At 68.2% G+C, this 26381-nt stretch carries 27 protein-coding genes; 25 read left to right on the top strand and 2 right to left on the bottom strand.

The genetic code is table 11. From position 1 onward, the window contains the following. Positions 1-431: 431 nt before the first annotated feature. From G369_RS0123085 to G369_RS0123075, 3 genes are all read left to right on the top strand, one after another. Positions 432-1124, top strand: a complete 693-nt coding sequence (locus G369_RS0123085) for an HAD family hydrolase (protein WP_019656415.1) — start codon at positions 432-434, stop codon at positions 1122-1124. An 87-nt stretch (positions 1125-1211) separates the two neighbouring features. Continuing rightward, on the top strand, positions 1212-1538 hold the full coding sequence (locus tag G369_RS0123080) for a thioredoxin family protein (protein ID WP_019656414.1): 327 nt from the start codon (positions 1212-1214) through the stop codon (positions 1536-1538). 40 nt (positions 1539-1578) lie between these two features. Then, positions 1579-2052 (top strand): hypothetical protein, encoded by a 474-nt coding sequence (locus tag G369_RS0123075; protein WP_019656413.1) that lies wholly within the window; start codon positions 1579-1581, stop codon positions 2050-2052. A gap of 151 nt (positions 2053-2203) precedes the next feature. On the opposite strand, the gene G369_RS0123070 is transcribed toward G369_RS0123075, so the two are convergent. Next, positions 2204-3232, bottom strand: coding sequence for an AraC family transcriptional regulator (locus G369_RS0123070; RefSeq protein ID WP_019656412.1), 1029 nt, complete (start codon positions 3230-3232; stop codon positions 2204-2206). 141 nt (positions 3233-3373) lie between these two features. Here G369_RS0123070 and G369_RS0123065 point away from each other — a divergent pair, with 141 nt between their 5' ends. The 9 genes from G369_RS0123065 to yfcF all read left to right on the top strand — a co-directional run bounded on the left by G369_RS0123065 (position 3374) and on the right by yfcF (position 14643). After that, complete coding sequence (locus tag G369_RS0123065) at positions 3374-4546, top strand: isovaleryl-CoA dehydrogenase (protein ID WP_019656411.1); 1173 nt, start codon at positions 3374-3376, stop codon at positions 4544-4546. 147 nt (positions 4547-4693) lie between these two features. Then, positions 4694-6376, top strand: a complete 1683-nt coding sequence (locus tag G369_RS0123060; RefSeq protein WP_019656410.1) for an AMP-binding protein — start codon at positions 4694-4696, stop codon at positions 6374-6376. A gap of 117 nt (positions 6377-6493) precedes the next feature. Next, positions 6494-8116, top strand: a complete 1623-nt coding sequence (locus tag G369_RS0123055) for a carboxyl transferase domain-containing protein (RefSeq protein WP_019656409.1) — start codon at positions 6494-6496, stop codon at positions 8114-8116. 43 nt (positions 8117-8159) lie between these two features. Beyond that, entirely contained in the window at positions 8160-9278 is a 1119-nt protein-coding gene (locus G369_RS0123050; RefSeq protein WP_019656408.1) for a dienelactone hydrolase family protein, read from the top strand. Continuing rightward, the gene (locus G369_RS0123045; RefSeq protein WP_019656407.1) at positions 9275-10075 is read left to right on the top strand and encodes an enoyl-CoA hydratase/isomerase family protein; all 801 of its coding nucleotides are present in this window, start codon (positions 9275-9277) and stop codon (positions 10073-10075) included. The genes G369_RS0123050 and G369_RS0123045 overlap by 4 nt, the downstream gene beginning before the upstream one ends. A 25-nt stretch (positions 10076-10100) precedes the next feature. After that, the gene (locus G369_RS0123040; RefSeq protein WP_019656406.1) at positions 10101-10775 is read left to right on the top strand and encodes a DUF4126 domain-containing protein; all 675 of its coding nucleotides are present in this window, start codon (positions 10101-10103) and stop codon (positions 10773-10775) included. A 110-nt stretch (positions 10776-10885) separates the two neighbouring features. Next, complete coding sequence (locus G369_RS0123035) at positions 10886-12901, top strand: acetyl-CoA carboxylase biotin carboxylase subunit (protein ID WP_026346560.1); 2016 nt, start codon at positions 10886-10888, stop codon at positions 12899-12901. An 84-nt stretch (positions 12902-12985) separates the two neighbouring features. Next, positions 12986-13930 carry a DUF4349 domain-containing protein gene (locus G369_RS0123030; protein WP_244164372.1) on the top strand — a complete coding sequence of 315 codons (945 nt, stop codon included), beginning with the start codon at positions 12986-12988 and terminating at the stop codon, positions 13928-13930. An 83-nt stretch (positions 13931-14013) separates the two neighbouring features. Continuing rightward, complete coding sequence (gene yfcF, locus G369_RS0123025) at positions 14014-14643, top strand: glutathione transferase (protein ID WP_019656403.1); 630 nt, start codon at positions 14014-14016, stop codon at positions 14641-14643. A gap of 22 nt (positions 14644-14665) precedes the next feature. On the opposite strand, the gene G369_RS0123020 is transcribed toward yfcF, so the two are convergent. Continuing rightward, entirely contained in the window at positions 14666-14980 is a 315-nt protein-coding gene (locus G369_RS0123020; protein ID WP_019656402.1) for an EthD family reductase, read from the bottom strand. Between the two features lie 128 nt (positions 14981-15108). Here G369_RS0123020 and G369_RS0123015 point away from each other — a divergent pair, with 128 nt between their 5' ends. The 13 genes from G369_RS0123015 to G369_RS0122955 all read left to right on the top strand — a co-directional run bounded on the left by G369_RS0123015 (position 15109) and on the right by G369_RS0122955 (position 26209). Continuing rightward, positions 15109-16029 (top strand): 2-hydroxyacid dehydrogenase, encoded by a 921-nt coding sequence (locus G369_RS0123015; protein ID WP_019656401.1) that lies wholly within the window; start codon positions 15109-15111, stop codon positions 16027-16029. Between the two features lie 96 nt (positions 16030-16125). Beyond that, positions 16126-16875, top strand: coding sequence for an IclR family transcriptional regulator (locus tag G369_RS0123010; protein ID WP_019656400.1), 750 nt, complete (start codon positions 16126-16128; stop codon positions 16873-16875). Further along, positions 16872-17270, top strand: a complete 399-nt coding sequence (locus G369_RS0123005; protein WP_019656399.1) for a cupin domain-containing protein — start codon at positions 16872-16874, stop codon at positions 17268-17270. Before G369_RS0123010 ends, G369_RS0123005 begins: the two co-directional genes overlap by 4 nt. Positions 17271-17301: 31 nt before the next feature. After that, positions 17302-18318 carry a Bug family tripartite tricarboxylate transporter substrate binding protein gene (locus G369_RS0123000; protein ID WP_019656398.1) on the top strand — a complete coding sequence of 339 codons (1017 nt, stop codon included), beginning with the start codon at positions 17302-17304 and terminating at the stop codon, positions 18316-18318. Between the two features lie 127 nt (positions 18319-18445). Further along, positions 18446-19672 (top strand): CaiB/BaiF CoA transferase family protein, encoded by a 1227-nt coding sequence (locus tag G369_RS0122995; protein WP_019656397.1) that lies wholly within the window; start codon positions 18446-18448, stop codon positions 19670-19672. Then, positions 19669-20838 carry an acyl-CoA dehydrogenase family protein gene (locus G369_RS0122990; RefSeq protein WP_019656416.1) on the top strand — a complete coding sequence of 390 codons (1170 nt, stop codon included), beginning with the start codon at positions 19669-19671 and terminating at the stop codon, positions 20836-20838. The genes G369_RS0122995 and G369_RS0122990 overlap by 4 nt, the downstream gene beginning before the upstream one ends. A 16-nt stretch (positions 20839-20854) precedes the next feature. Continuing rightward, the gene (locus G369_RS0122985) at positions 20855-21151 is read left to right on the top strand and encodes an acylphosphatase (RefSeq protein ID WP_019656396.1); all 297 of its coding nucleotides are present in this window, start codon (positions 20855-20857) and stop codon (positions 21149-21151) included. Positions 21152-21290: 139 nt separating this feature from the next. Continuing rightward, positions 21291-22211 carry a hydroxymethylglutaryl-CoA lyase gene (locus tag G369_RS0122980; RefSeq protein WP_019656395.1) on the top strand — a complete coding sequence of 307 codons (921 nt, stop codon included), beginning with the start codon at positions 21291-21293 and terminating at the stop codon, positions 22209-22211. A gap of 42 nt (positions 22212-22253) precedes the next feature. Continuing rightward, positions 22254-22889 carry a homoserine/homoserine lactone efflux protein gene (gene rhtB, locus G369_RS0122975; protein WP_019656394.1) on the top strand — a complete coding sequence of 212 codons (636 nt, stop codon included), beginning with the start codon at positions 22254-22256 and terminating at the stop codon, positions 22887-22889. 37 nt (positions 22890-22926) lie between these two features. Beyond that, positions 22927-23415: a YbaK/EbsC family protein gene (locus tag G369_RS0122970; protein ID WP_019656393.1), complete on the top strand. Its 489-nt coding sequence runs from the start codon at positions 22927-22929 to the stop codon at positions 23413-23415. Further along, on the top strand, positions 23412-23681 hold the full coding sequence (locus tag G369_RS0122965; protein WP_019656392.1) for a DUF1289 domain-containing protein: 270 nt from the start codon (positions 23412-23414) through the stop codon (positions 23679-23681). Before G369_RS0122970 ends, G369_RS0122965 begins: the two co-directional genes overlap by 4 nt. Next, complete coding sequence (locus G369_RS0122960; protein ID WP_019656391.1) at positions 23678-24325, top strand: 2-hydroxychromene-2-carboxylate isomerase; 648 nt, start codon at positions 23678-23680, stop codon at positions 24323-24325. Before G369_RS0122965 ends, G369_RS0122960 begins: the two co-directional genes overlap by 4 nt. A 189-nt stretch (positions 24326-24514) precedes the next feature. Further along, the gene (locus tag G369_RS0122955) at positions 24515-26209 is read left to right on the top strand and encodes an MFS transporter (protein WP_019656390.1); all 1695 of its coding nucleotides are present in this window, start codon (positions 24515-24517) and stop codon (positions 26207-26209) included. The last annotated feature ends 172 nt before the right edge of the window (positions 26210-26381 follow it).

Raw genomic sequence — 26381 nt, 5'->3', positions numbered from 1 at the left:
CTCCCTTCTGGCTGCGCCGAGGAGCGCAGACGTAGGAGGGACAAGGGCCGCAGCTGTCTGAGCGCAACGCAGTGGAGCGAGTTCTGCGGACCCCCTCCTACGTCGAGCACCGCAGGTTGCCCGTAGCGAAGCGAAGGGACGCAGACAGCAGGGTCGCCTTTCTTTTGCCTACGTTTCTTTGGCGAAGCAAAGAAAAGTAGGTCGGCCGCCGGGCCGAGACCCGGCCCCGGGAAGCAAACACTCAAAAGCTTCTCGTCAAGGCAAAAGCCTGCCGGGGCCCCCCGGGAGGCAACCACCCCACAGCGTCAAATCAAGCCAACGCTAGCGCAATGAGTTAGCAAAAGGCCAAGACCCGACCTCGGCAGAAGAAGCCAGCCCAACAGCCGATTGCTACCATCAAGGCCAGTCCCCAAGTCAGGCCCCAAAAAGCAATGCCCTCCTTCCCCTTCTCAGCAGTCCTCTTCGACTGCGACGGCGTCCTCGTTGACTCCGAACCCATCACCAACCGCGTCCTCGCCGAAATGCTCGGCGAGCTGGGCTGGCAAATCACCACCGAAGAATCGATGAACACCTTCACGGGCAAGGCCGTGAAGGACGAAGCCGCACTGATCGAGCAGAAGACCGGCTTCAGGATCACCGACGATTGGCTCAAGACCTTCCGCGCCCGGCGCAACGAGGCCCTGGAGCGCGACCTTGTCGCGATTCCGCGCGCCCCCGAAGCCATCCGCGAGATCCACGCCAGGCTCGACGGCCGGATCGCCTGCGCCTCGGGCGCTGACCGCCACAAGGTGGAACTGCAGCTCGCCAAGGTCGGGCTGCTGGAGTACTTCGAAGGGCGCATCTTCAGCGGCCACGAGATGCCGCGCTCCAAGCCGCACCCCGACGTGTACCTCGCGGCGGCCAAGGCGCTGGAGGTGGAGCCCGGGCGCTGCGCCATCGTCGAGGACACGGTCACCGGGGCGATGGCCGGGGTGGCGGCGGGTGCGACGGTGTTCGGCTACAGCACGGGCGAATCGGGCCACAGCGGACCGGGGCCGCTGCTGAGCGTGGGGGCGGTGAGGGTGTTCAGCGACATGTCCGAACTGCCTGCGCTGCTTTCTGGGTACGGACTGCAGGCCGCCTGAGTTTCTGTTGGAATGCAGGGAGACTGGCCAGCTCCCGAACACACGAGACGGAAGGCCGGCCCGCAGGAAGCAAGGAACCAAGCACCCATGACCTCCGAATACAAAACCGAGCAGCCCGACCGCAGCGAGATCGACGCGCTCACCGGCCCCGCCGTGGTCGAGTTCGGCACCAACTGGTGCGGCATCTGCAAGGCGGCCCAGCCGAACATCGCCGAAGCGTTCGCCAAGTACCCGAACGTGCGCCGCATCAAGGTGGAGGACGGCAGCGGCCGGCCGCTGGGCCGCTCGTTCAACGTGCGGCTGTGGCCCACGCTGGTGTTCATGCGCGACGGCAAGGAGGTCGCGAAGCTGGTCCGTCCGGAAGACAGCAAGTCGATCGCCGATGCGCTGGCGCTGATCGATCAACCGGCCTGAAGCTTCACGCTGTACATCCGCGCGACGCGGCAGCAGTCTCATGAACACCGAACTGCATCGGCTCGCGAAGACGGCCGATCTCGACGCGCAGGCGCACACGCAACTGAGGCTGCGCTTCGGCCATGCATGCGCACAGCGCGTGCGGCACCTGCTGGAGTCGCCCGAGGCCGTGGAAGGGTTGGACGTGCTGGGCGCATTCCTCGAGGGCAAGGCCGATTCCGCCGCCCTGGCATCGGCCGAACAGCGGATGGCCGTGGTAGCCGGCAGCCATCCGGGTTCCCGCTCCATCGACGGAACGGCGCACGCAGCGGTCTCCGCGACCTATGCCGTTTACCAGGCCGTCGCCGGCCGCGCGCTGCAGGCCGCCGAATACGCGGCCTATGCGACCGTCTACGCATACGGCGCCTACGCGATCACCGATCCCGACGCCTTTGCCGAGGAGTTCGCGTGGCAGGTCTCGACGCTCGATCGGCTCCTGCGCGAAGAGCAACCCCTGTCGATGCGAGCCGGCTGAAATCGCACCAGTCAGCAACCGAGAGAACCTGCGCGAAATCTGCAGAAGAAACCAAGACCGTCTTTCGGTTTTGCCTTTCGCGTCCTTCGCGAAGCCTTCGCGCCCTCTGCGTACGGCTGTCCGATCACGATCCCGACCCCGACGCAGCTCCCTACTTGTCCCGCAGCCTGAAGTCCCGCGGCGCCTGCCCCGTCCACTGCTGGAAAGCACGCGAGAAGCTCTTCTCGTTGCGGAAGCCCACTGCCAGCGCCACCTGCTTGATCGGCCGCGTGGTGCGGCGCAACTGCTCGATGGCCATCTCGTGGCGCACTTCGTTCTTCAGCGCCTGCAACGAGGTGCCTTCCTCGTGCAGCTGGCGGTGGAGCGTGCGGCCCGATACGTTGAGCAGCGCGGCCAGCGCCTCCGCGGTGGTGGCTTCGCCAGCGCGCGAGCGCAGCAGCTCGCGCACGCGCTGGCCCAGCAGGCGGTCGCGGCGGTATTGCAGGATGGTGAGCGGCAGCGCGCGCTTGAGCATGGTGCGCAGCGCGCGTTCGTCGCGCTGCAGCGGCAGGGCGAGGTAGCGCTCGTCGAAGGCGATGCCGGCCTGTGGCGCGCCGAAGCGCACGTCGGGCGTGAACATCAGCGGATAGGCGTCGCTGTGCGGCGGCGCAGCGAACGGAAAGCTCGCGTGGCGCAGCGAGATGCGCGAATCGATGGCCCAGCACATGTAGCCGTGCACGAAGCGCAGGATGGTCACCAGGCAGAACTCGCGGAAGGCGGGATCGAGTGCGCGGTGCTCCGCGATGCGAAGCGTGGCCAGGCCGCCGGCCACGTCGAGCGACAGGCCGATGTCGTCGGTCAGGAGCCGGTGGTGGCGGCACCAGCGCTTGAGGGCCACGCCCAGGTTGGGCGAGCTCAGCGAGGCGCGGCACAGCATGCCGTAGCTGCCCCAGGGCAGGCGCCGCGTGAACCAGCCGAGCGTCTCGTCGTCGAGCTCCTGCATGGCGTGGCTCGACAGCGCCTCGAATTGCGCGGCAGTGACCCGTGCGCCCGGCCGGGTCAGTTCGCGCGGCGTGATCTGTGCCGCCTTCAGGGCCTCGGCGGGGTCCTTGCGGTACCCCTCGTAGGCCTGCACGATGGCTCTCACGAACGCCATCGGCGTGACGGCGCGGGTGGGGCGGAGGAACGACGGATGGGACATGACTCGGCGGGCGGCTCGTGGCGCAATTTGCAACCATTGTGGCGCCAATTGAGGCACGGCGAAGCGTAAGCTGCGGTCTTTCAAGCAAGCGCCATTCCGCGCGGGTAGCTCTGCGCGCCGACCTCAGAGGAGACAAGACCCATGCACGATCCCGGACTGAACTTCGACCTGGGCGAGACCATCGACTCGCTGCGCAGCGCGATCCAGGACTTCGCCGCCAACGAGATCGCACCCCGCGCCGCCGACATCGACCGCGAGAACCTGTTCCCGCACGACCTCTGGAAGAAGCTCGGCGACCTCGGCCTGCACGGCATGACGGTGAAGGAGGAGTACGGCGGCACCGAGCTGGGCTACCTGGCCCACATCGTGGCCATGGAGGAGGTCTCGCGCGCGTCGGCCTCGGTGGGCCTGTCGTACGGCGCGCACTCCAACCTGTGCGTGAACCAGATCCACCGCAACGGCAGCGAGGCGCAGAAGAAGAAGTACCTGCCCAAGCTGGTGAGCGGCGAGCACGTGGGCGCGCTGGCCATGAGCGAGCCCAACGCCGGCTCCGACGTGGTGAGCATGAAACTCAAGGCCGAGAAGAAGAACGGCTACTACGTGCTCAACGGCGGCAAGATGTGGATCACCAACGGCGGCGATGCCGATACGCTGGTGATCTACGCCAAGACCGAGCCCGAGATGGGCGCACGCGGCATGACGGCCTTCATCGTCGAGAAGAGCTTCAAGGGCTTCTCGGCCGGCCCCAAGCTCGACAAGCTGGGCATGCGCGGCTCCAACACCTTCCCGCTGTTCTTCGACAACTGCGAGGTGCCCGAAGAGAACGTGCTCGGCGGCGAAGGCATGGGCGCCAAGGTGCTGATGAGCGGCCTCGACTACGAGCGCGCCGTTCTCTCGGGCGGCCCGCTGGGCATTATGGCCGCATGCATGGACGCGGTGATCCCCTACATCCACGAGCGCAAGCAGTTCGGCCAGAGCATCGGCGAATTCCAGCTGATGCAGGGCAAGATCGCCGACATGTACTCGACCTGGCAGGCCACGCGCGCCTACGTCTACGCCGTGGGCAAGGCCTGCGACCGCAACGACCATGCGCGCACCTTCCGCAAGGACGCGGCCGGCGCCATCCTCTACTCGGCCGAGAAGGCGACGTGGATGGCCGGCGAGGCGATCCAGGCGCTGGGCGGCGTGGGCTACACCAAGGAGTTTCCGGTCGAGCGGCTGTGGCGCGACGCGAAGCTGTACGAGATCGGCGCGGGCACGAGCGAGATCCGGCGCATGCTGATCGGCCGCGAGCTTTTCGCAGAGACGGCCTAGGATGTTTTTCTCCCTCCGCCTCTGGGGGAGGGCTGGGGTGAGGGCAAGCAGCGTCGAATGAGGCATTGCGCTGAACCAGCGCCGCCTGCCCCCATCCCCACCTTCCCCCGGAGGGGGAAGGTGCCAGACAAGGAGACAAGGAAGGAAATGAGCATGACCGCTGCATTGACCGAGAGCTACGGCAAGGGCGCCACCGACGTCCCCCTCATCGAACAGACCATCGGCGACTTCTTCGACGACATGGTCGCGAAGCAGCCCGATCGAGAGGCGCTCGTCAGCCGCCATGAAGGCAGGCGCTACACCTACCGCGAACTGCAGGCCGAGTCGAACCGCCTCGCCAGCGCGCTGCTGAAGCTGGGCCTCGTGCCCGGCGACCGCGTCGGCATCTGGTCGCACAACAACGTGCCATGGGTGCTGATGCAGATCGCCACCGCGAAGGCCGGCCTGATCCTCGTCAACATCAACCCGGCCTACCGCACCTCCGAGCTCGAATACGCGCTCAACAAGGTCGGCTGCAAGGCGCTGGTGACGATGGCGCAGTTCAAGACCAGCGACTACCTCGGCATGCTGCGCGAGCTGGGCCCAACGCGCCTTCCGCAGCTGGCCCACACCTTCTGGATCGATGCGAAGCCGGGCGAGGGCGAGGAGCAGCCCGGCATGCAGCGCTTCTCGCAGCTGCTCGCGAGCGGCGACGCCAGCGACCCGCGCGTCGCGCAGGTGCAGAAGACGCTGAAGGCCACCGATCCGATCAACATCCAGTTCACCAGCGGCACCACCGGCTTCCCGAAGGGCGCGACGCTCACGCACCGCAACATCCTGAACAACGGCTTCTTCATCGGCGAGTGCATGAAGCTCTCGCCAGCCGACAGGCTGTGCATCCCGGTGCCGCTGTACCACTGCTTCGGCATGGTGCTGGGCAACCTGGCCTGCCTCACGCACGGCTCGGCCATCGTGTACCCGAACGACGGCTTCGACCCGCTGACGGTGCTGGAGACGGTGCAGGCCGAGAAGTGCACCGCGCTGCATGGCGTGCCGACGATGTTCATCGCCGAACTCGACCATCCGCGCTTCAAGGAGTTCGACCTCTCGACGCTGCGCACCGGCATCATGGCGGGCTCGCCGTGCCCCATCGAGGTGATGAAGCGCGTGGTCAGCGAGATGCACCTTGGCGAGATCACCATCGCCTACGGCATGACCGAGACCAGCCCCGTGAGCTGCCAGAGCAGCACCGACACGCCGCTGGACCGCCGCGTGTCGACCGTGGGCACGGTGCAGCCTCACCTGGAGGTGAAGATCGTCGACCCCGAGACCGGCGCGATCATGCCGCCGGGCAAGTCGGGCGAGCTGTGCACGCGCGGCTATTCGGTGATGCACGGCTACTGGGACGACGAGGCGAAGACCCGCGAGGCCATCGACGCCGAGCACTGGATGCACACCGGCGACCTCGCCACCATGGACGCAGAGGGCTACGTCAACATCGTCGGCCGCATCAAGGACATGGTGATCCGCGGCGGCGAGAACATCTACCCGCGCGAGATCGAGGAGTTCCTCTACCGCCATCCGAAGGTGCAGGACGTGCAGGTGGTCGGCCTGCCCGACCCCAGGTACGGCGAGGAGCTGTGCGCGTGGATCATCGTCAAGCCCGGCCAGAGCGCCACCGAAGACGACATCCGCGAGTTCTGCAAGGGCCAGATCGCACACTACAAGGTGCCGAAGTACATCCGCTTCGTCGCCGAGTTCCCGATGACCGTGACCGGCAAGATCCAGAAGTTCAAGATCCGCGACGAGATGAAGGCGCAGCTGGGGCTGGACGAGGCTCGTACTGCATGAAGACGGATGCCGGACGCGCAGGGCTCGAAGGTTTCGCGAAAGACGTGAAAGGACGACCGGACCGTTCGACTGAATTCTTCGCGTCCTCTGCCTCCTGCCCCCGAATTTGATTCCAACATGACCCAACTCGAAACCAAACTCAACGCCCGCTCGGCGGACTTCCAGGCCAACGCCTCTGCCATGCGCGCACTGGTCGACGACCTGCGCGCACAGTTCGCGAAAGTGGAGCAGGGCGGCGGCGAGGCCGCGCGCGCCAAGCACACGGCACGCGGCAAGCTGCTGCCGCGCGACCGCGTGGCCGAGCTGCTCGACCCGGGCACGCCCTTCCTGGAGATCGCGCCGCTGGCCGCGCATGCGATGTACCTCGACGGCAAGGGCGTGGAGTCCGCGCCGGGCGCCGGCATCATCGCGGGCATCGGCCGCGTCAACGGCGTGGACTGCATGATCGTGTGCAACGACGCGACGGTGAAGGGCGGCACCTACTACCCGATGACGGTGAAGAAGCACCTGCGCGCGCAGGAGATCGCCGAGCAGAACCGCCTGCCGTGCATCTACCTCGTCGACTCGGGCGGCGCCAACCTGCCGAACCAGGACGAGGTGTTCCCCGACCGCGAGCACTTCGGCCGCATCTTCTACAACCAGGCCAACATGAGCGCCCAGGGCATCCCGCAGATCGCGGTGGTGATGGGCTCGTGCACGGCCGGCGGCGCCTACGTGCCGGCGATGAGCGACGAATCGATCATCGTGAAGAACCAGGGCACCATCTTCCTGGGCGGCCCGCCGCTGGTGAAGGCTGCCACAGGCGAAGTGGTGACGGCCGAGGACCTGGGCGGCGGCGACGTGCACACGCGCCTGTCGGGCGTGGCCGACCACCTCGCGCAGAACGACCTGCATGCGCTGGCGCTCGCGCGCGCGGCGGTGGCGAACCTCAACGCCAAGGCCGCACCAGCCCCGGCGAAGGCCGAGGTGCGCGAGCCCGCCTACCCGCGCGAGGAGCTCTATGGCGTGATCCCCACCGACACGCGCAAGCCCTTCGACGTGCGCGAGATCATCGCGCGCATCGTCGACGGCAGCGAGTTCCACGAGTTCAAGGCGCGCTTCGGCGCCACGCTGGTCTGCGGCTTCGCCGAGATCGAGGGCATGCCGGTGGGCATCGTCGCCAACAACGGCATCCTGTTCTCCGAATCGGCGCAGAAGGGCGCGCACTTCATCGAGCTGTGCTGCCAGCGCAGGATTCCGCTGGTGTTCCTGCAGAACATCACCGGCTTCATGGTGGGCCGCAAGTACGAGAACGAGGGCATCGCGCGCCACGGCGCCAAGATGGTGACCGCCGTGGCCACCGCCAACGTGCCCAAGTTCACCATCATCATCGGCGGCAGCTTCGGTGCCGGCAACTACGGCATGTGCGGCCGCGCGTACAGCCCGCGCTTCCTCTGGATGTGGCCCAACGCGCGCATCAGCGTGATGGGCGGCGAGCAGGCCGCGAGCGTGCTCGCCACCGTGAAGCGCGACGGCATCGAGGGCAAGGGCGGCAGCTGGAGCAAGGAAGAGGAAGAAGCCTTCAAGGCGCCGATCCGCCAGCAGTACGAAGACCAGGGCCACCCCTACTACGCCACTGCGCGGCTTTGGGACGACGGCATCATCGATCCGGCCGACACGCGCCGCGTGCTGGCGCTGGGCCTGGCCGCTTCGCGCAACGCGCCGGTGCCGGAGCCGAAGTTCGGCATCTTCCGGATGTGAGGCGATGACGCTCGCGCCCATGATCGGCTCAAGGATTCGGCGGATGGCGGCCCTGCTCGGGCTTGCCGCTGCCGCGCTGGCATGCACGCAGGCGCTGGGCGCGGCTGCGCTGCCGGAATCGGTGGTGATGGTGCCGAAGAAGTCCGGCCTGTTCACGACCGAGCTGGAGACCACGATCTACCGGCCCGATGGCGCCGGGCCGTTTCCGATCGCCGTGATCAACCACGGCAAGGCTGGGGGCGATCCGCGCTTCCAGGGCCGCTACAGGCCGCTGGGTGCGGTCCGCTTCTTCCTGGCGCGAGGCTACGCCGTGGTGGTGCCGATGCGGCAGGGCTTCTCCAAATCTTCCGGCAGCTACATCGGCGGCGGCTGCAACGTGGAGAGCAATGGCCGCGAGCAGGCCGGTGACGTTGCTGCCGTTCTCGACTACGTGACGGCGCAACCCTGGGCCGACAAGACGCGCATCGTGGTGGCAGGCCAGTCGCACGGCGGCTGGACCACGCTGGCCTTCGGCACGCTGGACTATCCGGGCGTGAAGGGGCTGATCGACTTCGCCGGTGGGCTCAAGCAGGAGCAATGCGTCGGCTGGCAGCAGGGCCTGATCGGCGCGGCCGGCAGCTACGGCAAGCAGACCGGCGTGCCTTCGCTCTGGTTCTACGGCGACAACGACAGCTACTTCCCGCCCTTCGCATGGAAGGGCATGCACGAGAGCTACACGGCTGCGGGCGGCAAGGCGAGGCTGATCGCCTTCGGCACTTTCGGAGGCGACTCGCATTCGATGTTCGGTGCTGCTGAGGGCGCACGCATCTGGCAGCCTGAGGTCGCCAGGTTCCTGCGCGAGATCGGCCTGCCCGACGAACCGCGCGCGGAGTTCGCGCGCTACGAAGCAGAACCGCCGATGCCGGCCAGCGGCTATGCGGCGCTCGATGCGATGGAACGCCTGCCGGACCAGAGCGCAGCCGCGCTCGATGGCTACCGCGTCTTCCTGGGCAAGTCGTCTCCCCGCGCCTTCGCCGCCAGCGCGCAGGGCGGCTGGGGCTCCGCCTGGGGCGGAGAGGATCCGCGCGGCCGCGCCATGGAAAGCTGCGCGCGCAAGGCGCGGTCCGGCGGATGCCAGCTCTATGCCGTCGATGGCAACGTCGTCTGGAAATCGACACCATGAACGAATACACCAAGCTCCAACTGAACTTCGAAGGCGCCATCGCCCGCATCTGGCTCGACCAGCCCGATGCGCGCAACGCCTTCGACGACGTCGTCATCGCCGAACTCACGCGTGCCTTCACCGAAGCCGGTGCCGCGCCGCAGGTCAAGGCCGTCGTGCTGGGCGCGAACGGCCCGGCCTTCTGCGCGGGCGCGAACCTCAACTGGATGCGCCGCATGGCCGACTACACGCGCGACGAGAACATCGCCGACGCGGGCAAGCTGGCCGCGATGCTGCGCACCATCGCCGAGTGCCCCAAGCCGACGATCGCGCGCGTGCAGGGCGATGTGTACGCGGGCGGCATGGGCCTCGTTGCCGCATGCGACATGGCGGTGAGCGTCGATACCGCCTGGTATTGCCTGAGCGAAGTGAAGATCGGCCTCGTGCCCGCGACCATCAGCCCGTACGTGCTGCGCGCGATGGGCACGCGCGCCTCGCAGCGCTACTTCCTCACGGCCGAGCGCTTCACCGCGGCGGAGGCGCATCGGATCGGCTTCGTGCACGAAGTGGCGAGCGCGGAGGCGCTCGATGCGAAGGTCGACGAGCTCGTGAAAGCACTGACCGGTGCGAGCCCTGCCGCGGTGCGCGCCTGCAAGCAGCTGATCGCCGACGTGGCCGGCCGCGAGATCGACGATGCGCTGATCGCGAAGACGGTCGAGGGCATCGCCGACATCCGCGCGAGCGACGAAGGCCGCGAAGGCGTGCAGGCCTTCCTGCAGAAGCGCAAGCCCTCGTGGCTCGAAGCGAACAAGTCCTGAAGACCCATCCTCCGGAGGTCGCGCCATGAACACCAGCCTCGACATGCCGCAGCTGCTCGCACTGGCCGCCGCCATCGGCTGGGCCAGCGGCGTGCGGCTCTACCTGGTCGTGCTGCTGACGGGCCTGGCCGGCTACTTCGGCTGGGTGCCGCTGCCGGGCGGGCTGCAGTTGCTGGCGCATCCGGTGGTGATCGCAGCCAGCGGCTTCATGGTGTTCATCGAGTTCTTCGCCGACAAAATCCCCGGCCTCGATTCGCTGTGGGACGTCGTGCACACGGCGATCCGCATCCCGGCGGGCGCAGCGCTCGCGGCCAGCGTGTTCGGTGTGGACCACGGCGTGATGGCGATCGTCGCGGCGCTGCTGGGCGGCAGCTTCGCGGCCACGGCGCATGCGGCCAAGGCCACGACGCGCGCGGCCATCAACACTTCGCCCGAGCCGTTCTCGAACGTCGGCGCCTCTCTGGCGGAAGACACGATGGTGCCCGCGGGGCTGTGGCTCGCGGTGGCGCATCCCTTCGTCTTCCTCGTGCTGTTCGTGCTGGTGCTTGTGGCGAGCGTGTGGCTCATCCGCAAGAGCTGGCGCTTCCTCAAGGCGCTGTTCGCCCGCGTGGCCCGCATCTTCAGCGGCCGGCCCGATCCGGGTGTGGTGCCCGCGTTTCAACTGAAAAAGAATCCTCCGGGAGACACTCCGAATGTTTAAGAAGATCCTCATTGCGAACCGTGGCGACCAGCCGCGAAGCGGCGCAGCGGCGAAGCCAGATTGCCTGGCACGCGCAGCGTGCGCAGGCGATTCCACCGCGAAAGTCCACCATGTTTAAAAAAATCCTTATCGCCAATCGCGGTGAAATCGCCTGCCGAGTTGCCGCGACTGCCCGCCGCATGGCGATCCGCACGGTCGCCGTGTATTCCGATGCCGACGCGCACGCCAACCACGTGCGCGCCTGCGACGAGTCGGTGCACATTGGAGGCAGTGCGCCGAAGGACAGCTACCTGCGCTGGGAAAAGATCCTCGAGGCCGCCAAGGCCAAGGGCGCAGAGGCTGTGCACCCGGGCTACGGCTTCCTGAGCGAGAACGAGGAGTTCGCGCAGGCCTGCGCCGACGCCGGGCTGGTCTTCATCGGCCCGCCGCCCTCGGCCATCAAGGCGATGGGCCTGAAGGCCGAGTCGAAGCAGCTGATGGAGAAGGCCGGCGTGCCGCTGGTGCCCGGCTACCACGGCCACGACCAGAACCCGCAGCTGCTGCAGCGCGAGGCGGACCGCATCGGCTACCCGGTGCTCATCAAGGCCAGCGCGGGCGGCGGCGGCAAGGGCATGCGCGCGGTCGACAAGGCCGAAGACTTCGCAGCCGCGCTCGCCTCGTGCCAGCGCGAGGCCATCAACAGCTTTGGCGACGACGCGGTGCTGATCGAGAAGTACGTGCAGCGCCCGAGGCACATCGAGATCCAGGTGTTCGGCGACACGCACGGCAACTACGTCTACCTGTTCGAGCGCGACTGCTCGGTGCAGCGGCGCCACCAGAAGGTGCTCGAAGAGGCGCCCGCGCCCGGCATGACGGAGGCGATGCGCAAGCAGATGGGCGAGGCGGCAGTGGCGGCAGCGCGCGCCGTGAACTACGTGGGCGCGGGCACTGTGGAGTTCATCGTCGAGCAGCGCGAGGGCGGCGAGATGAACTTCTTCTTCTTCATGGAGATGAATACGCGGCTGCAGGTGGAGCATCCGGTGACCGAGGCCATCACGGGCCAGGATCTCGTCGAATGGCAACTGCGCGTGGCCTCCGGCGAGGCGCTGCCCGCGAAGCAGTCGGAATTGCAGATCCACGGCCACGCCATCGAGGCGCGCATCTGCGCCGAGAACCCCGACAACAACTTCCTGCCCGCCACCGGCACGCTGCGCGTCTACCGCAAGCCGCAGGCCACCGCCTTCCAGCGCAGCCGCGTGCGCATCGACGACGGCGTGCGCGAGGGCGGCGAGATCTCGCCCTTCTACGACTCGATGATCGCCAAGCTGATCGTGCACGGAAGCACGCGCGAGGAAGCGCTGGCCCGGCTCGATGCGGCGCTGGCACAGGTGCAGATCGTGGGCGTGGCGACCAACGTGCAGTTCCTGCGCGGCATCCTGGCGACGCAGTCGTTCTCGAAGGCCAACCTCGACACCGCGCTGATCGAGCGCGAGCGGGCGGTGCTGTTCGACCGCGAGCCGCTGGGGCTGCCGCTGGCCGCGGCCGCCGCGATCACGCGCACGCTGATCGCCGAATGGCCCGGCAAGTTGCCCGAGCCCTTCGCGCGGCGCGACGGATGGCGCTCGCTGGGCGAGTACCGGCGGCACTTTGATTTCGAGTTCCGCGGTGCCGAACAGACCGCCGTGCTGACCTACAGGCGCGACGGCAGCCTGTGGCTCGAAGCCGGTGGTGCCGAAGGTCCGCTGGTCATCGGCCAGTTCCCGACCGGCGAGTTCGAGGTGGAGTTCGCCGGAAGCCGCCAGACGCTCGACGTGCACCTCGATGGCGCCGTGGCCCACGTCTTCGCCTCGAAGGGCGCGACGAAGATCACCGCCATCGACCGGCTGGCCCACGCGGGCGACACGCAGGCCGAAGGCGGCCGGCTCACCGCGCCGATGCCGGGCAAGGTGGTGTCCTTCGCGGTCAAGGCCGGCGACAAGGTCAGCCGCGGCCAGCCGCTGGCGGTGATGGAGGCCATGAAGATGGAGCACACCATCGCCGCGCCGGCCGACGGCACGGTGGAGGAGCTGATGTTCGCGCCGGGCGAGCAGGTGGCCGAGGGCGACGAACTGCTGCGCATGAGCGCGGCGGCGGTGGCGGCTGCCTGAAAAAAATTTAACCCCGTTGCGGGCGCCCGCCCGTATCAGCTGCGGTAGTCAACATTCAAGGGAACACCTTCCATGACCTATCGCATGCCCACTTTCTCCGTCCGCCGCCATGCGGGCATCGCCCTGCTGGCCCTTTTGGCCCTGTCGGCCGCGCTGTCGCTGGCGGGATGCAACCGCAACGGCGGCGAAACCGGCGTGGTCGCCGAATCGGCTCCGCCGCCGGCGCCCATGCAGGCCGCGGCCGGCTATGCCGGCGGCATGGCCATGAAGGACCAGCGCATGCGCTCGGTCGAGCCTGCCGCCGAGCCTTCGGCCTCCGAAGCACAGCAGGACGGCACGCCCCTGGAGCGCTTCCTGGCCGTGCGCCAGGATCTGAGCGTCGAGGTGCCGGCCGAGCAACTGGCCGATGCCTGGGGCAAGGTGCGCGACCTGTGCGGTACGCTGAAGTGCGAGCTGCTGTCGTCGTCGCTGCTGCGCGAGACGCCGCAGCAGCCCGGCAATGCCATGCTGGAGATGCGCGTGGAGCCCGCCGACGTCGACAGGCTGCTCGGCGGCCTCGCCGGCGTGGCCAGCGTGGTCTCGCACACCACCACCAGCGAGGACAAGACTGCCGAGGTGATCGACGTCGAGGCCCGCATCAAGAACCGCACCGAGTTCCGCGACAGCCTGCGCGTGATGCTGCGCGACACCGTCACCAAGCGCACCATGACCGACCTGCTGGCCATCCAGCGCACGCTGTCGGACACCCAGGCCGAGCTCGACGCCATCGCCACGCAGCGCAAGGTGCTGGCGCAGCAGACCAGCAAGCAGCACATCCAGATCCAGTTCACGGCCAAGCGGGCGCTGGTGAGCAGCGGCGACGGCTACAGCCCGATGCGCAATGCGCTGCGCAACGCGGGCTCGGTGCTGTCTGAAAGCGTGGGCTCGCTCATCACCTTCATCGCGGCGGTGCTGCCCTGGCTGCTGCTGGTGGTGCTGCCGCTGGGCTGGCTGGCGCGGGTGCTGTGGCGCCGCCGCCGCGCCAGCTAAGAATCAGTCAGTAAGATCGCGCACCTACCGCTTCAAGGCCTTTTGTTTTAAAGGCACCCATTCGCGCAGGAGCCTTCTTCCCGATGCCGGACCCGCTACGCCTCTATGTGGACGCCCAGTTCGTCAGCCCCTATGCCATGTCCGTGTACGTGGCGCTGCACGAGAAGCAACTGGACTTCCACATCTCCGCCGTCGATCTGGGGGCGCTGGAGCACCGGGCGGCCGGCTTCTCGCAGCTGTCGCTGACCCAGCGCGTGCCGACGCTGTTGCACGGCGATTTCGCGCTCTCCGAATCGTCCGCCATCACCGAGTACATCGACGAGACCTTCGCCGGCATCGCGCTGTATCCGCGCGACCCCCGGGCGCGCGCCCGTGCGCGGCAGCTGCAGGCCTGGCTTCGCAGCGACCTGATGCCGGTGCGCCAGGAGCGCTCCACGGAGGTGATCTTCTACGGCCCGGCCGGCGTGCCGCTGTCCGCAGCCGCCCACCATGCGGCCAAGACGCTCTTCCAGGTCGCGCAGGCGCTGCTGCCCGAAGGTGCCGAGAACCTGTTCGGCGACTGGTCGATCGCCGACGTCGACCTGGCGCTGATGCTCAACCGCCTGGTCATGAACGGCGATGCCGTGCCGAAGCGGCTGGCGACCTACGCCGATCGCCAGTGGCAGCGGCCCTCGGTGCAGCGCTGGGTGGCGCTGGAGCGGCCGCCGCGCTGAGCCTGCGGCGGCGGCGAATCCGTCAGCCCACCACCACTTCGCTGACCTGCGACACCGGCGCGATGTCGGTGTAGTTCTTCACGTCGCCCAGGATCTCCTTCGCGTGCGGGCCGAAGGACTTCTGGAAGGATTCGATCGATTCGGCGAAGACGTGGCACATGGCGACGTAGGCGGGCGCGGAGCCCGGCGCGCCGCCGGCGAGGCCCTTGTCGATGGTGTACGAGAGGCAGGCATCGCCCATGCGGGCCTTGAGCAGGGGCATGTGCTTGTCGCGGTAGTAGTCGTGATCGAACCGTGCGCCGGGGGTATGGGGGTACATCACGCTGAACTTGATCATTGCAGGAGTCTCCGGAGGTGGGCGTTCGAGGATAGGAGATGGCCCATGCCCGCACAACCCGGGGGCGATGCGGGGGCGACGCGGGCGCGACCCGGCGCGAGCGTGGGCAGGCCCTAAGATGCGCGCCCATGCGAATCACCGTCTACCTCACCGACAACCGCCCCGAACCCTGGGTCGAAGGCCTGAAGGCCGAACTCCCCGATGCCGTCATCGAAGCCTGGAAGCCAGGCGCGCCGCAGGCCGACCATGCCGTGGTGTGGGCGCCGCCGCAGGAGTTCCTCGACGAGCAGCCGAAGCTGCGCGGCATCTTCAACATCGGCGCGGGCGTCGATGCGCTGCTCAAGTTGAAGGTGCCGGCGCACACGCGCATCGTGCGGCTCGACGACGCGGGCATGTCGGTGCAGATGGCCGAGTACGTCTGCCACACGCTGATCCGCCACTTCCGCGAGTTCGACGTCTACGAGGCCGATGCACGCGAGGGCAAGTGGAGCTACCGCAAGCCGAAGATGCGGCGCGACTTCCCGGTGGGCATCATGGGGCTGGGCGTGCTCGGCGAGCGCGTGGCGAAGGCCGTGGGCCAGTTCGAGTTCCCGGTGCTGGGCTGGAGCCGCTCGCCGAAGCAGATCGAGGGCGTGCGCGTGTTCAGCGGGGAGGCGCAGTTCGACGAGTTCCTGTCGTCCACGCGCGTGCTGGTCAACCTGCTGCCGCTGACCGATGCGACGCGCGGCATCCTCAACCGCGACACGCTGGGCAAGCTGAAGCCCGAGGGCTATCTCATCAGCATCGCGCGCGGCGGCCACCTGGTGGAGGACGACCTGATCCCGCTGCTTGACGCCGGCCGGCTCGCGGGGGCGACGCTCGACGTGTTCCAGGTCGAGCCGCTGCCTTCCGACCACGCCTTCTGGCGCCATCCGAAGATCACCGTGACGCCGCACGGCTCGGCACGCACGCTGCGCGAGGAGTCCATCGCGCAGATCGCCGGGAAGATCCGCGCGATGGAGCAGGGGCTGCCGATCTCTGGCGTGGTCGATCCGGCGCGCGGCTACTGACGACGGGGGCACGGCCTCCCTCCGGGCCCGCCGGAGTGCATCGCGGGCAGGGGAAACCCTGAAACATTGATTTTTCACAAGTATGAAAATATTTTCATGACTGTGAAAACTGCGTTTCGGGTGATCGAGATCGTCGAGCTCTTCGCCCGGGAGAAGCAGCCGCTGGCTCTTTCCGAGATGGCGCGGCTGCTCGACATGCCGGTGTCGAGCTGCCTGGGCCTGATCCGCACGCTCGAGGAGCAGGGCTACATGTACGAGACCGGCCGCCGCCAGGGCTACTACCCGACCGGCCGGCTGCTGGCGATGGCGCAGGTCATCGCCGCCCACGACCCGGTGCTCGACCGGGTGAAGGCCACGCTCGAGGAACTGCGCGACGCCGCGCGCGAGACGGTGGTCTTCGGCAAGTTCCGCGACGCGGGCCAGGTGGTGTACCTGGAGGTGCTGAGCGCGCCGCAGAGCATCCGCTACACGGCAGAGTCGGGCGAGACGCGCCCGGCCTACGCCAACTCCATCGGCCGCGCGCTGCTGTCCACGATGGACCCCGATGAGCGCCGCCGGCTGCTCGAAGGCGCGACGCTCGCGCCGCTGACCGACGCCACGCTCACCACTGCCGAGGCCATCGAGGCCGAACTGCAGCGCTCCGCCGCACGCGGCTGGTACGGCAACGTCGGCGAGAGCATTCCCGACCTGATCGGCCTGGCCTGGCCGCTGCGCATCGGCGGCGAGGCCTATGCCATTTCCGTCGCCGGCCCGCGCTACCGCATGGAGGCACGCATCGAGGAGATCGCCGCGATGCTGCGCTCCGCCTGCCTCGCCATCGAACCCAAGAACGAAAGCCCCCGATGACAGCAACGACCGCCGCAACCCCCCGCTATTTCGTCCGCGAAGCCGAGATCGCCGGCTACCACCCCGCCAACCACACCGGCACGCTGAACAAGCGCCTCATCGGCCCCGAGACCGTGGGCGCGAAGCAGCTCGAGGTGCTGGTGGGCCACATCCAGAAGGGCAAGGGAGCGCTGCCGCACGCGCACCCGGGCATCGAGCAGGTCTGCTACATGCTCGAAGGCCGCGCGGTCGCCGAGGTGGGCGGCCAGCGGCAGGAACTGCACCCGGGCGACAGCTGCTTCTTTCCCGCCGACGCGATGCACACCTTCACCGTGGTGAGCGACGAGCCGGTGCGCGTGCTGGTGATCTACAGCCCGCCCTACGAGGAATCGCCGGAGCGCGTGATCCGGCCCTGAGAACCGACAGCACAACAACCGGAGACAAAGCATGCAGACAACGAAGAACGCGACCGGGCAACCGGCCGCGATGGCGAACCGTCGCCGTTTCATTTCCATCGGTGCGGCCGCCGGCCTCGCGGGCGCCATGCCCTGGGCCTTCGCGCAGGACGGCTACCCCAGGCAGCCGATACGCATCGTCGTGCCCTTCGCCGCCGGCAGCGGCACCGACGCGGTGGCGCGCATCGCGGGGCAGATGCTCGGCGATGCGCTGAAGGGCTCGGTCATCATCGACAACAGGGCGGGCGCCAACGGCGTGATCGCGGCCGAGTACGTCGCCAAGGCGGTGCCCGACGGCTACACGCTGTTCATGACGACCAACACCACGCACTCGGCCAACCCGAGCCTGATGAAGTCGCTGCCCTACGACCCGGTGAAGGACTTCGCGCCGGTCAGCCGCATGGGCAACCTGCCCTTCATGCTGGTGGTGAACAACGACCTGCCCGTGAAGAGCGTGGCCGAGCTGCTGGCCTGGGGCCGCACGCACCCGGGCAAGCTCACCTACGCGAGCGGCAACAGCACCGGCATCGTCAGCGGCGCCACGCTCTCGCGCATGAGCGGCGTGCCGATGCTGCACGTGCCCTACAAGAGCACGCCGCCCGCCATCGCCGACCTGATCGGCGGGCAGGTGTCGATGATGGTGGTCGACCTCGCCGCGGGCCTGGCCACGGTGAAGGCCGGCAAGATGCGCGCGATCGCCGTCACCACGCAGGAGCGCACCAAGCTCTTCCCCGAGCTGCCGCCGCTGGCCGACACGCCCGAGCTCAAGGGCTTCGACATCACCTCGTGGAACGGCGTGTTCGCGCCGGCCGGCACGCCGCGCGACATCGTGCTGAAGCTCAACAAGGTGCTGGCCGAGATGGCGAACGGCCCGGTGTTCCGCGAGCGCGTGGCGAAGCTGGGCTTCGACGCCTTCGGCAGCACGCCGGAAGAGCTGGGCGCGTTCACCGTGTCGGAGCTGGCGAAGTGGAAGAAGCTGATCCAGGCCGCGGGGATCCAGCCCGAATGAGCGAGCCGAATTTCTCCCTCCCCCGCTGGGGGAGGGCAGGGGTGGGGGCAAGCGGCGTACCCGATGGGCGCTCTGCCTGCCCCCATCCCAGCCTTCCCCCAGAGGGGGAAGGAGCCAAGACCAAGACATGAATACCTCCGGACCTCTTCAAGGCATCCGCATCCTCGACCTCACGGCCGTGGTGATGGGCCCTTATGCCACGCAGACGCTGGGCGACCTCGGCGCCGACATCGTGAAGGTCGAGCCGCCCGGCGGCGACAACCTGCGCGCCGTCGGGCCGATGCGCAACCCGGGCATGGGGGCGATGGCGATGCACCTCAACCGCAACAAGCGCTCGATCGTGCTCGACCTCAAGCAGCCCGAGGGCCGCGAGGCCTGCCTGCGGCTCGCAGCGGGCTGCGACGCGCTGATCTACAACACGCGGCCGCAGGCGATGGCACGGCTCGGGCTCGGCTACGAGGCGGTGTCGGCGGTGAACCCGAAGATCGTCTACCTCGGCGCCTTCGGCTATGGCGAGCAGGGGCCCTATGCAGGCAAGCCGGCGTACGACGACCTGATCCAGGGGGCGGCCGGCGTCGCCTCTCTCTTCGCGCAGCAAAGCGGCGGCGCGCCGCGCTATGCGCCCGTCACGCTGGCCGACCGCGCGGTGGGGCTGCAGGCGGCCATCGCGCTGCTCGCGGCCGTGCTGCACGCGCAGCGCACCGGCAAGGGGCAGGCGGTCGAGGTGCCGATGTTCGAGGCGCTGTCGCAGTTCGTGATGGGCGATCACCTCGGCGGCCACAGCTTCGAGCCGCCGCTGGGCCCCACCGGCTACGCGCGCCTGCTCGCGCCGCACCGCAAGCCCTACGCCACGGCCGACGGCTACCTCAGCGTGCTGATCTACAACGACAAGCACTGGCAGGCCTTCTTCGACGTGATCGGCCGGCCCGAGCTGCGCGGCTCGCCGATGTTCGGCACGCACACGGCGCGCGCCGCGAACATCGGCGCGGTGTATGCCTTCGTGGCCGAGGTGATGGCCACGCGCACCAGCGACGAATGGTTCGCCGCGTTGGCCGGCGCCGACATCCCGGTCGCGCGCCTGCACAGCACCGAGAGCCTGCTCGACGACCCGCACCTGCGCGCCGTCGGCTTCTATCCCGAGCTCGACCATCCGAGCGAAGGCCGCATCCGCACGCTCGCGCCGGTCGGCCGCTACAGCGCCACGCCGGCCGCCATCCGCCGGCCGGCGCCGCGCATCGGCGAGCAGAGCGTGGAGCTGCTGCGCGAGGCGGGCTATGGCGACGAGGCCATCGAACGCATGCTCGAGCGCGGCGTCACGCTGCAACCGGAACCCACGAAAGACAGCGAAGAATGAACTTCTCCCTCAACGAAGACCAGCGCTCGCTGGTCGCCGCCATCGAACGCCTCTGCGAGGACTTCCCCATCGACTACTGGCGCGACCACGACGACCGCGCCGTGTTCCCGCACGAGTTCCATCGCGCAGTGGCCGAGAGCGGCTGGCTCGGCATCGCGATGCCCGAGGCGCAGGGCGGCGCCGGGCTCGGCATCACCGAGGCGGCGCTGATGATGCGCGCCATCAGCGCATCGGGCGCGGGCATGTCGGGCGCGTCGTCGGTGCACATGAACATCTTCGGACTCAACCCGGTGGTGGTGTTCGGCAGCGAAGCGCAGCGCCAGCGCTTCCTGCCGCCGCTGATCGCGGGCACCGAGAAGGCCTGCTTCGCGGTGACCGAGCCCGATGCGGGGCTCGACACCACCCGCCTCAAGACGCAGGCCGTGCGCCAGCCCGGGGGCAGCTACGTGCTGCACGGCCGCAAGATCTGGATCTCGACCGCGCAGGTGGCCGACCGCATGCTGATCCTCACGCGCACCACGCCGCTCGACCAGGTGAAGAAGCCCACGCAGGGCCTCACGCTCTTCTACACGCCGCTGGACCGCAGCAAGGTCGAGGTGCGAGAGATCCACAAGCTCGGCCGCGCGGCGGTGGACTCCAACATGCTCTTCATCGACGGGCTCGAGGTGCCGGAGGAGGACCGCATCGGCGAGGAGGGCCGGGGCTTCGAATACATCCTGCACGGCCTCAACCCCGAGCGCATATTGATCGCGGCGGAAGCCATCGGCATCGGCCGCGCCGCGCTGCGCATCGCCTCGCAGTACGCGCAGGAGCGCGTCGTGTTCGGCCGCCCCATCGGCCAGAACCAGGGCGTTGCGCATCCGCTGGCGCGCGCCTGGGCCAACCTGGAGGCGGCCGACCTGATGATGCTCAAGGCTGCCACGCTCTACGACGCGGGCGAGCCCTGCGGCACCGAGGCCAACGCCGCCAAGTACCTCGCTGCAGAGGCGGCGCACGACGCCTGCCAGAACGCGGTGCTCACGCTCGGCGGCATGGGCTACGCGAAGGAATACCATGTGGAGCGTCTGCTGCGCGAGAGCTACATCCCGCGCATCGCCCCCGTCAGCCCGCAGATGATCCTGAACTTCATTGCCGAGAAGGCGCTGGGGCTGCCCAAGTCGTACTGATCTCTTCTGCCGAGCCATGAACACCGTCACCCGCCATCTCTTGATCCGCGGCCTCGTGCAGGGCGTGGGCTACCGCTGGTCGATGGTGCAGGCGGCCAGGCGGATCGGGCTGCGCGGCTGGGTGCGCAACCGGCGCGACGGCAGCGTGGAGGCGCTGGCGGCCGGCGAGGCTTCCGCGGTGGAGGAGCTGATCCGATGGGCGCGTCGCGGACCGCAGGGCGCGCGCGTCGATGCGCTCGACGTGGGCGAACCGGCCGGCGCCATCGCGGCCCAGGCGCTGCCCGACGGCTTCGAGCAGAGGGAGACGGCCTAGCAACAGCTGCCTGGCGCCATTTGCAACCTCGCAGGCGCGCATTGCTACCTTCCCCGACTGCCGCCGCGGACAGGGGATTTCCATGTGGCCGACAATCCAGGGCGGTCTTCCATCCTCCAGCGATACAAGAGACATCCCCATGAAACTCCCCACCAAAGTCCAGCTCGTCGACGTCGGCCCGCGCGACGGCCTGCAGAACGAGAAGCAGCCCGTGTCCGCCGAAGTGAAGATCGGCCTCGTGCACCGCCTGCAGGACGCGGGCCTGAAGGAGATCGAGGTCACCAGCTTCGTGAGCCCGAAGTGGGTGCCGCAGATGGCCGACAACGCCGAGGTGATGCACGGCATCGAACGCAGGCCCGGCGTGCGCTATTCGGTGCTCACGCCCAACATGAAGGGCTTCGAGGCGGCCATCGCCGCACCGCGCGAGGAGTGGCCCGATGAGATCGTGGTGTTCGGTGCGGCGAGCGAGGCCTTCAGCCAGAAGAACATCAACTGCTCCATCGCCGAGAGCATCGAGCGCTTCGCACCGGTGGTGGCCGCGGCGCTCGAAAAGGGCATCCAGGTGCGCGGCGCGATGTCGTGCACGGTCGGCTGCCCCTACGAGGGCGAGATCGCGCCGGCCAAGGTCGGCTACCTCGCCCAGCTGATGAAGGGCATCGGCGTGCAGCGCGTGGACGTGGCCGACACCATCGGCGTGGGAACGCCGCGCAAGGTGCAGGCGGCGATGGAGGCCACGCTGGCGCACTTCGGCGTCGACGCCATCTCCGGCCACTTCCACGACACCTATGGGCAGGCGCTGGCCAACACCCTGGCGGCGCTCGAGCTGGGCGTGTGGAACTTCCAGTCGTCCTCGGCCGGCCTGGGCGGCTGCCCCTACGCGAAGGGCGCGACGGGCAACGTGGCGACGGAGGACGTGGTCTACATGCTGCACGGCATGGGCATCGAGACCGGCATCGATCTCGACCGGCTGATCGACGCGGGCGTCTACATCAGCGAGGCACTCGGCCGCGAGCCGAACTCGCGCGCGTCGAAGGCCATCCGCACGAAGCGGGCCGGCTGAATTTCCTTGTCGATTGCTGTATTGAATGAACGGGAGTAGGTAGTGGATCTGCACGTCTGGCTTGCATTCCTGGTGGCCAGTTGCGTCATCGCGGTGTCGCCCGGTTCGGGCGCTGTGCTCAGCATGAGCCACGGGCTCAGCTACGGTGTGCGGCGCACCACGGCGACCATCGTCGGGCTGCAGCTGGGGCTCGCGGTGATCCTGCTGGTGGCCGGGCTCGGCGTGGGCGCGGTGCTCACCGCCTCGGCCAGCGCCTTCCTGGTCGTCAAGGTGGTCGGTGCGTGCTATCTGCTGTGGCTGGGCTGGCGCCAGTGGCGCGCCCCCGTTGCGAAGATCGAGGGCGACGCGGCGGAGGCGGCCGAGCCCGACCTCAGCGCATCGCAGCGCGTGCTGCGCGGCTTCCTGACCAACGTGACCAACCCCAAGGGCATCGTCTTCATGGCGGCCGTGCTGCCGCAGTTCATCCAGCCGACCCGGCCCCTGTGGCTGCAGCTGCTGGTGCTGCTGGCCACGACGGTGATGGTCGACGTGACCGTGATGCACGGCTATGCCTGGCTGGCCGCGCGGCTGCAGGGCATGCTGCGCAGCGTGCGTGCGCGCCGGGCGCAGAACCGCGTCTTCGGCGGCGTGCTGATGGCCATGGGCGCGATGCTGTTCATGTTCAAGCGCAGCGCCTGAGGGCGCCCCTTCTCAGCCTGATAGATTCGAAGCCATCATGTGCGGATCCGAACTCCATAAGCTCCCCGAAGGCGTCCAGCGCGTTTCCCGCGCCCTGCAGGATGCCGGCCACCCCCATTCCCCACGAATGCTCGACGACGCCTGCCGCACCGCGCAGCAGGCGGCCGACGCGCTCGGCATCTCGGTCGGGCAGATCGCCAAGAGCATCATCTTCCGGCGCAAGAGCGACGAGTCGGCGGTGCTGGTCATCACCTCGGGCGACAAGCGCGTGGACGAGAAGAAGGTCGATGCGCTGGTCGGCAAGACCGGGCGCGCCGACGCCGACTTCGTGAAGTCGCGCACCGGCTTCACCATCGGCGGCGTGTCGCCCGTGGGCCACCTGACGCCGCCCGTGGTGCTGATCGACCGCGAGCTCTTCCGCTTCGAGGAGATCTGGGCGGCAGCCGGCCATCCGCACGCGGTGTTCCAGCTGCGCCCGCACGACCTCGAGAAGCTCACCGGCGCGCCGGTGGCCGACGTGGTGTGAACTTCGCGGAAGCCGAGACGCTGGCCGAACGCGCCGTGGCGGTGCAGGCCGCGGCGGGCGACGTGCCTTCGCCATGCTGCTCGGTCTGCCGCATGGATCGCCTGAGCGGCTTCTGCGAAGGCTGCCTGCGCACCATCCCCGAGATCGCGGGCTGGAGCAAGATGGAAGACGAGACCCGGCGCCACGTGTGGCGGGCGATCGAGCTGCGGGCCAAGGCCGGCATCTGGCGCGTGCCCGCGGCGAATCCAGGAGACAGCAGCCCATGAAGCACATCGACTTCCATCTCGACTTCATCTCTCCGTATGCGCATCTCGCCTTCGAGCACCTGCCGCAGGCGCTCGAGGGGCTGAGCTACAGCGTCGCCTACAAGCCGGTGCTGCTGGGCGCGCTGCTCAAGCAGCACGGCCAGCTCGGGCCGGCGGAGATTCCGTCGAAGCGCAGCTGGACCTATCGCCACGTGCTCTGGCTAGGCCACACCCACGGCATCGAGATCCGCATGCCGGCCTCGCATCCCTACAACCCGCTGGCGCACCTGCGGCTGGCGGTCGCCACGAGCGACGACGGCACCATCAGCCGCCTTGTGGCCGAGACCATCTTCCGCCACGTCTGGCGCGGCGGCGAGGAAGCCGCGGACCCGGCACGCCTTGCCGCGCTCAGCGGGCAGCTCAAGCCCAAGCGCGACGCGAACAGCGACGAGAGCAAGGCCCTGCTCAAGCGCAACACGGACGAGGCCCTGCAGCAGGGCGTCTTCGGCACGCCGACCTACGTGGTCGACGGGCGCCTGTTCTGGGGCTTCGACGGCCTGCAGATGCTGCGCGCCTACCTCGCTGGCGACGCGTGGTTCGACGGCCCGGACTGGGCTTCGGCCGACCAGCGCCCGGCCTTGCTGCGCAGCAGCAAGGCCGCCTGAGGACAAACCCGCGGTACGCGGGAAAGCGCCCCGATTTCCTACAGGCTGAAACGAGCCGCGCGGGTTTCACCCTAGAACGTAAGCGCCGGTTCAGTTTCGCGAAAGGATCGGGTCAGTCGCGTCTCCAAGAATGCCTTCACGGTCCCGGATGCCGGGTGCCGCAATGAACGCAAACACAGGAGACGACCAATGGCAGCCACACTAGATTCGAGGGGAGTGCCGCACCCGGCCCCCCGGCCCATGTCCTCGGAGGAGAAGAAAGTCATCTTTGCCTCCTCGCTCGGCACCGTGTTCGAGTGGTACGACTTCTACCTCTACGGCTCGCTGGCCGCGATCATCGCGAAGCAGTTCTTCAGCGGCCTCGATGCGGGCGCTGCCTTCATCTTCGCGCTGCTGGCCTTCGCGGCGGGCTTCCTGGTGCGTCCGTTCGGCGCGATCGTGTTCGGCCGGCTGGGCGACATGATCGGTCGCAAGTACACCTTCCTGGTGACCATCCTGATCATGGGCCTGTCGACCTTCATCGTCGGCCTGCTGCCGAGCTACGCGACCATCGGCGTCGCGGCGCCGGTGATCCTGATCGCGCTGCGCATGCTGCAGGGCCTCGCGCTCGGCGGCGAGTACGGCGGTGCCGCCACCTACGTGGCCGAGCACGCGCCGCACGGCAAGCGCGGCGCCTACACCTCGTGGATCCAGACCACCGCCACGCTCGGCCTGTTCCTGAGCCTGCTGGTGATCCTGGGCGTGCGCGAGTTCATGGGCGAGGCCGCGTTCAACGACTGGGGCTGGCGCGTGCCGTTCCTGGTGTCGATCCTGCTGCTGGGCATCTCTGTGTGGATCCGGCTGACGCTGTCGGAGTCGCCCGCCTTCCAGAAGATGAAGGCCGAGGGCAAGACCTCGAAGGCGCCGCTGGCCGAATCCTTCGGCCAGTGGAAGAACCTGAAGATCGTGATCCTGGCGCTGGTGGGCCTGACGGCCGGCCAGGCGGTGGTCTGGTATTCGGGCCAGTTCTACGCGCTCTTCTTCCTGACCGCGCAGCTGAAGGTCGATGCGACCACGGCCAACCTGATGATCGCCGCCGCGCTGCTGCTGGGCACGCCCTTCTTCGTGGTGTTCGGCACGCTGTCGGACAAGATCGGCCGCAAGCCGATCATCATGGCCGGCTGCTTGCTGGCCGTGGTCACCTACTTCCCGGTCTTCAAGATGCTGACCGAAGCCGCCAACCCCGACCTGGCCCGCGCCCAGGCCACCGCCGGCGTGACGGTGACGGCCGACCCCGCGACCTGCTCCTTCCAGGGCAACCCGGTGGCACGCGAGATCGACTTCAAGAGCTCCTGCGACATCGCCAAGCGCTACCTGGTGCAGAACTCGGTGAGCTATGAGAACGTGGCCGGCGCGCCGGGCTCGAAGGCCATCGTGAAGATCGGCGACAAGTCGATCGAGGCGCCCATCGGCAACGTCGTCAATTCCAAGTTCGACGAGAACTCCACCAAGGAGATCGCCGCCTTCAAGAAGGGCGTGGCCGAGGACCTGAAGGTCGCCGGCTACCCCGCCAAGGCCGACCCCGCGAAGATGAACAAGGTGCTGACGGTGGTGCTGCTGTTCTGGCTGGTGCTGCTGGTGACCATGGTCTACGGTCCGATCGCCGCGATGCTGGTCGAGCTCTTCCCCACGCGCATCCGCTACACCTCGATGAGCCTGCCGTACCACATCGGCAACGGCTGGTTCGGCGGCCTGCTGCCGACCACCGCCTTCGCCATCGTGGCCTCGACCGGCAACATGTTCAACGGCCTGTGGTATCCGATCATCATCGCCGGCATCACGCTGGTGGTGGGCACGCTGTTCATCCGCGAAACCAAGGACGTGGACATCTACGCCAACGATTGATTGACCCCCAGGCTTCGCGCACTTCGTGTGCTTCGCCAACCCCCTCTCCGAGGGGGCGACACCAGCGGCCCGGCAAAGCCGGTTCCGCGGTGTTCCTTGCGAAATACCGAGACCGCCTTTTCTGCCTGTTCAACAAAGAGGCTTCATGCCGACCGCATGAGGCCTTTTTCTT

Origin of the sequence: Variovorax atrisoli 110B (assembly GCF_000382045.1) — a bacterium.
GTDB classification, from domain to species: domain Bacteria; phylum Pseudomonadota; class Gammaproteobacteria; order Burkholderiales; family Burkholderiaceae_C; genus Variovorax; species Variovorax atrisoli.
The sequence above is the reverse complement of the archived record's forward strand: the minus strand, read 5'-3'. Positions and strand labels throughout refer to the sequence as shown.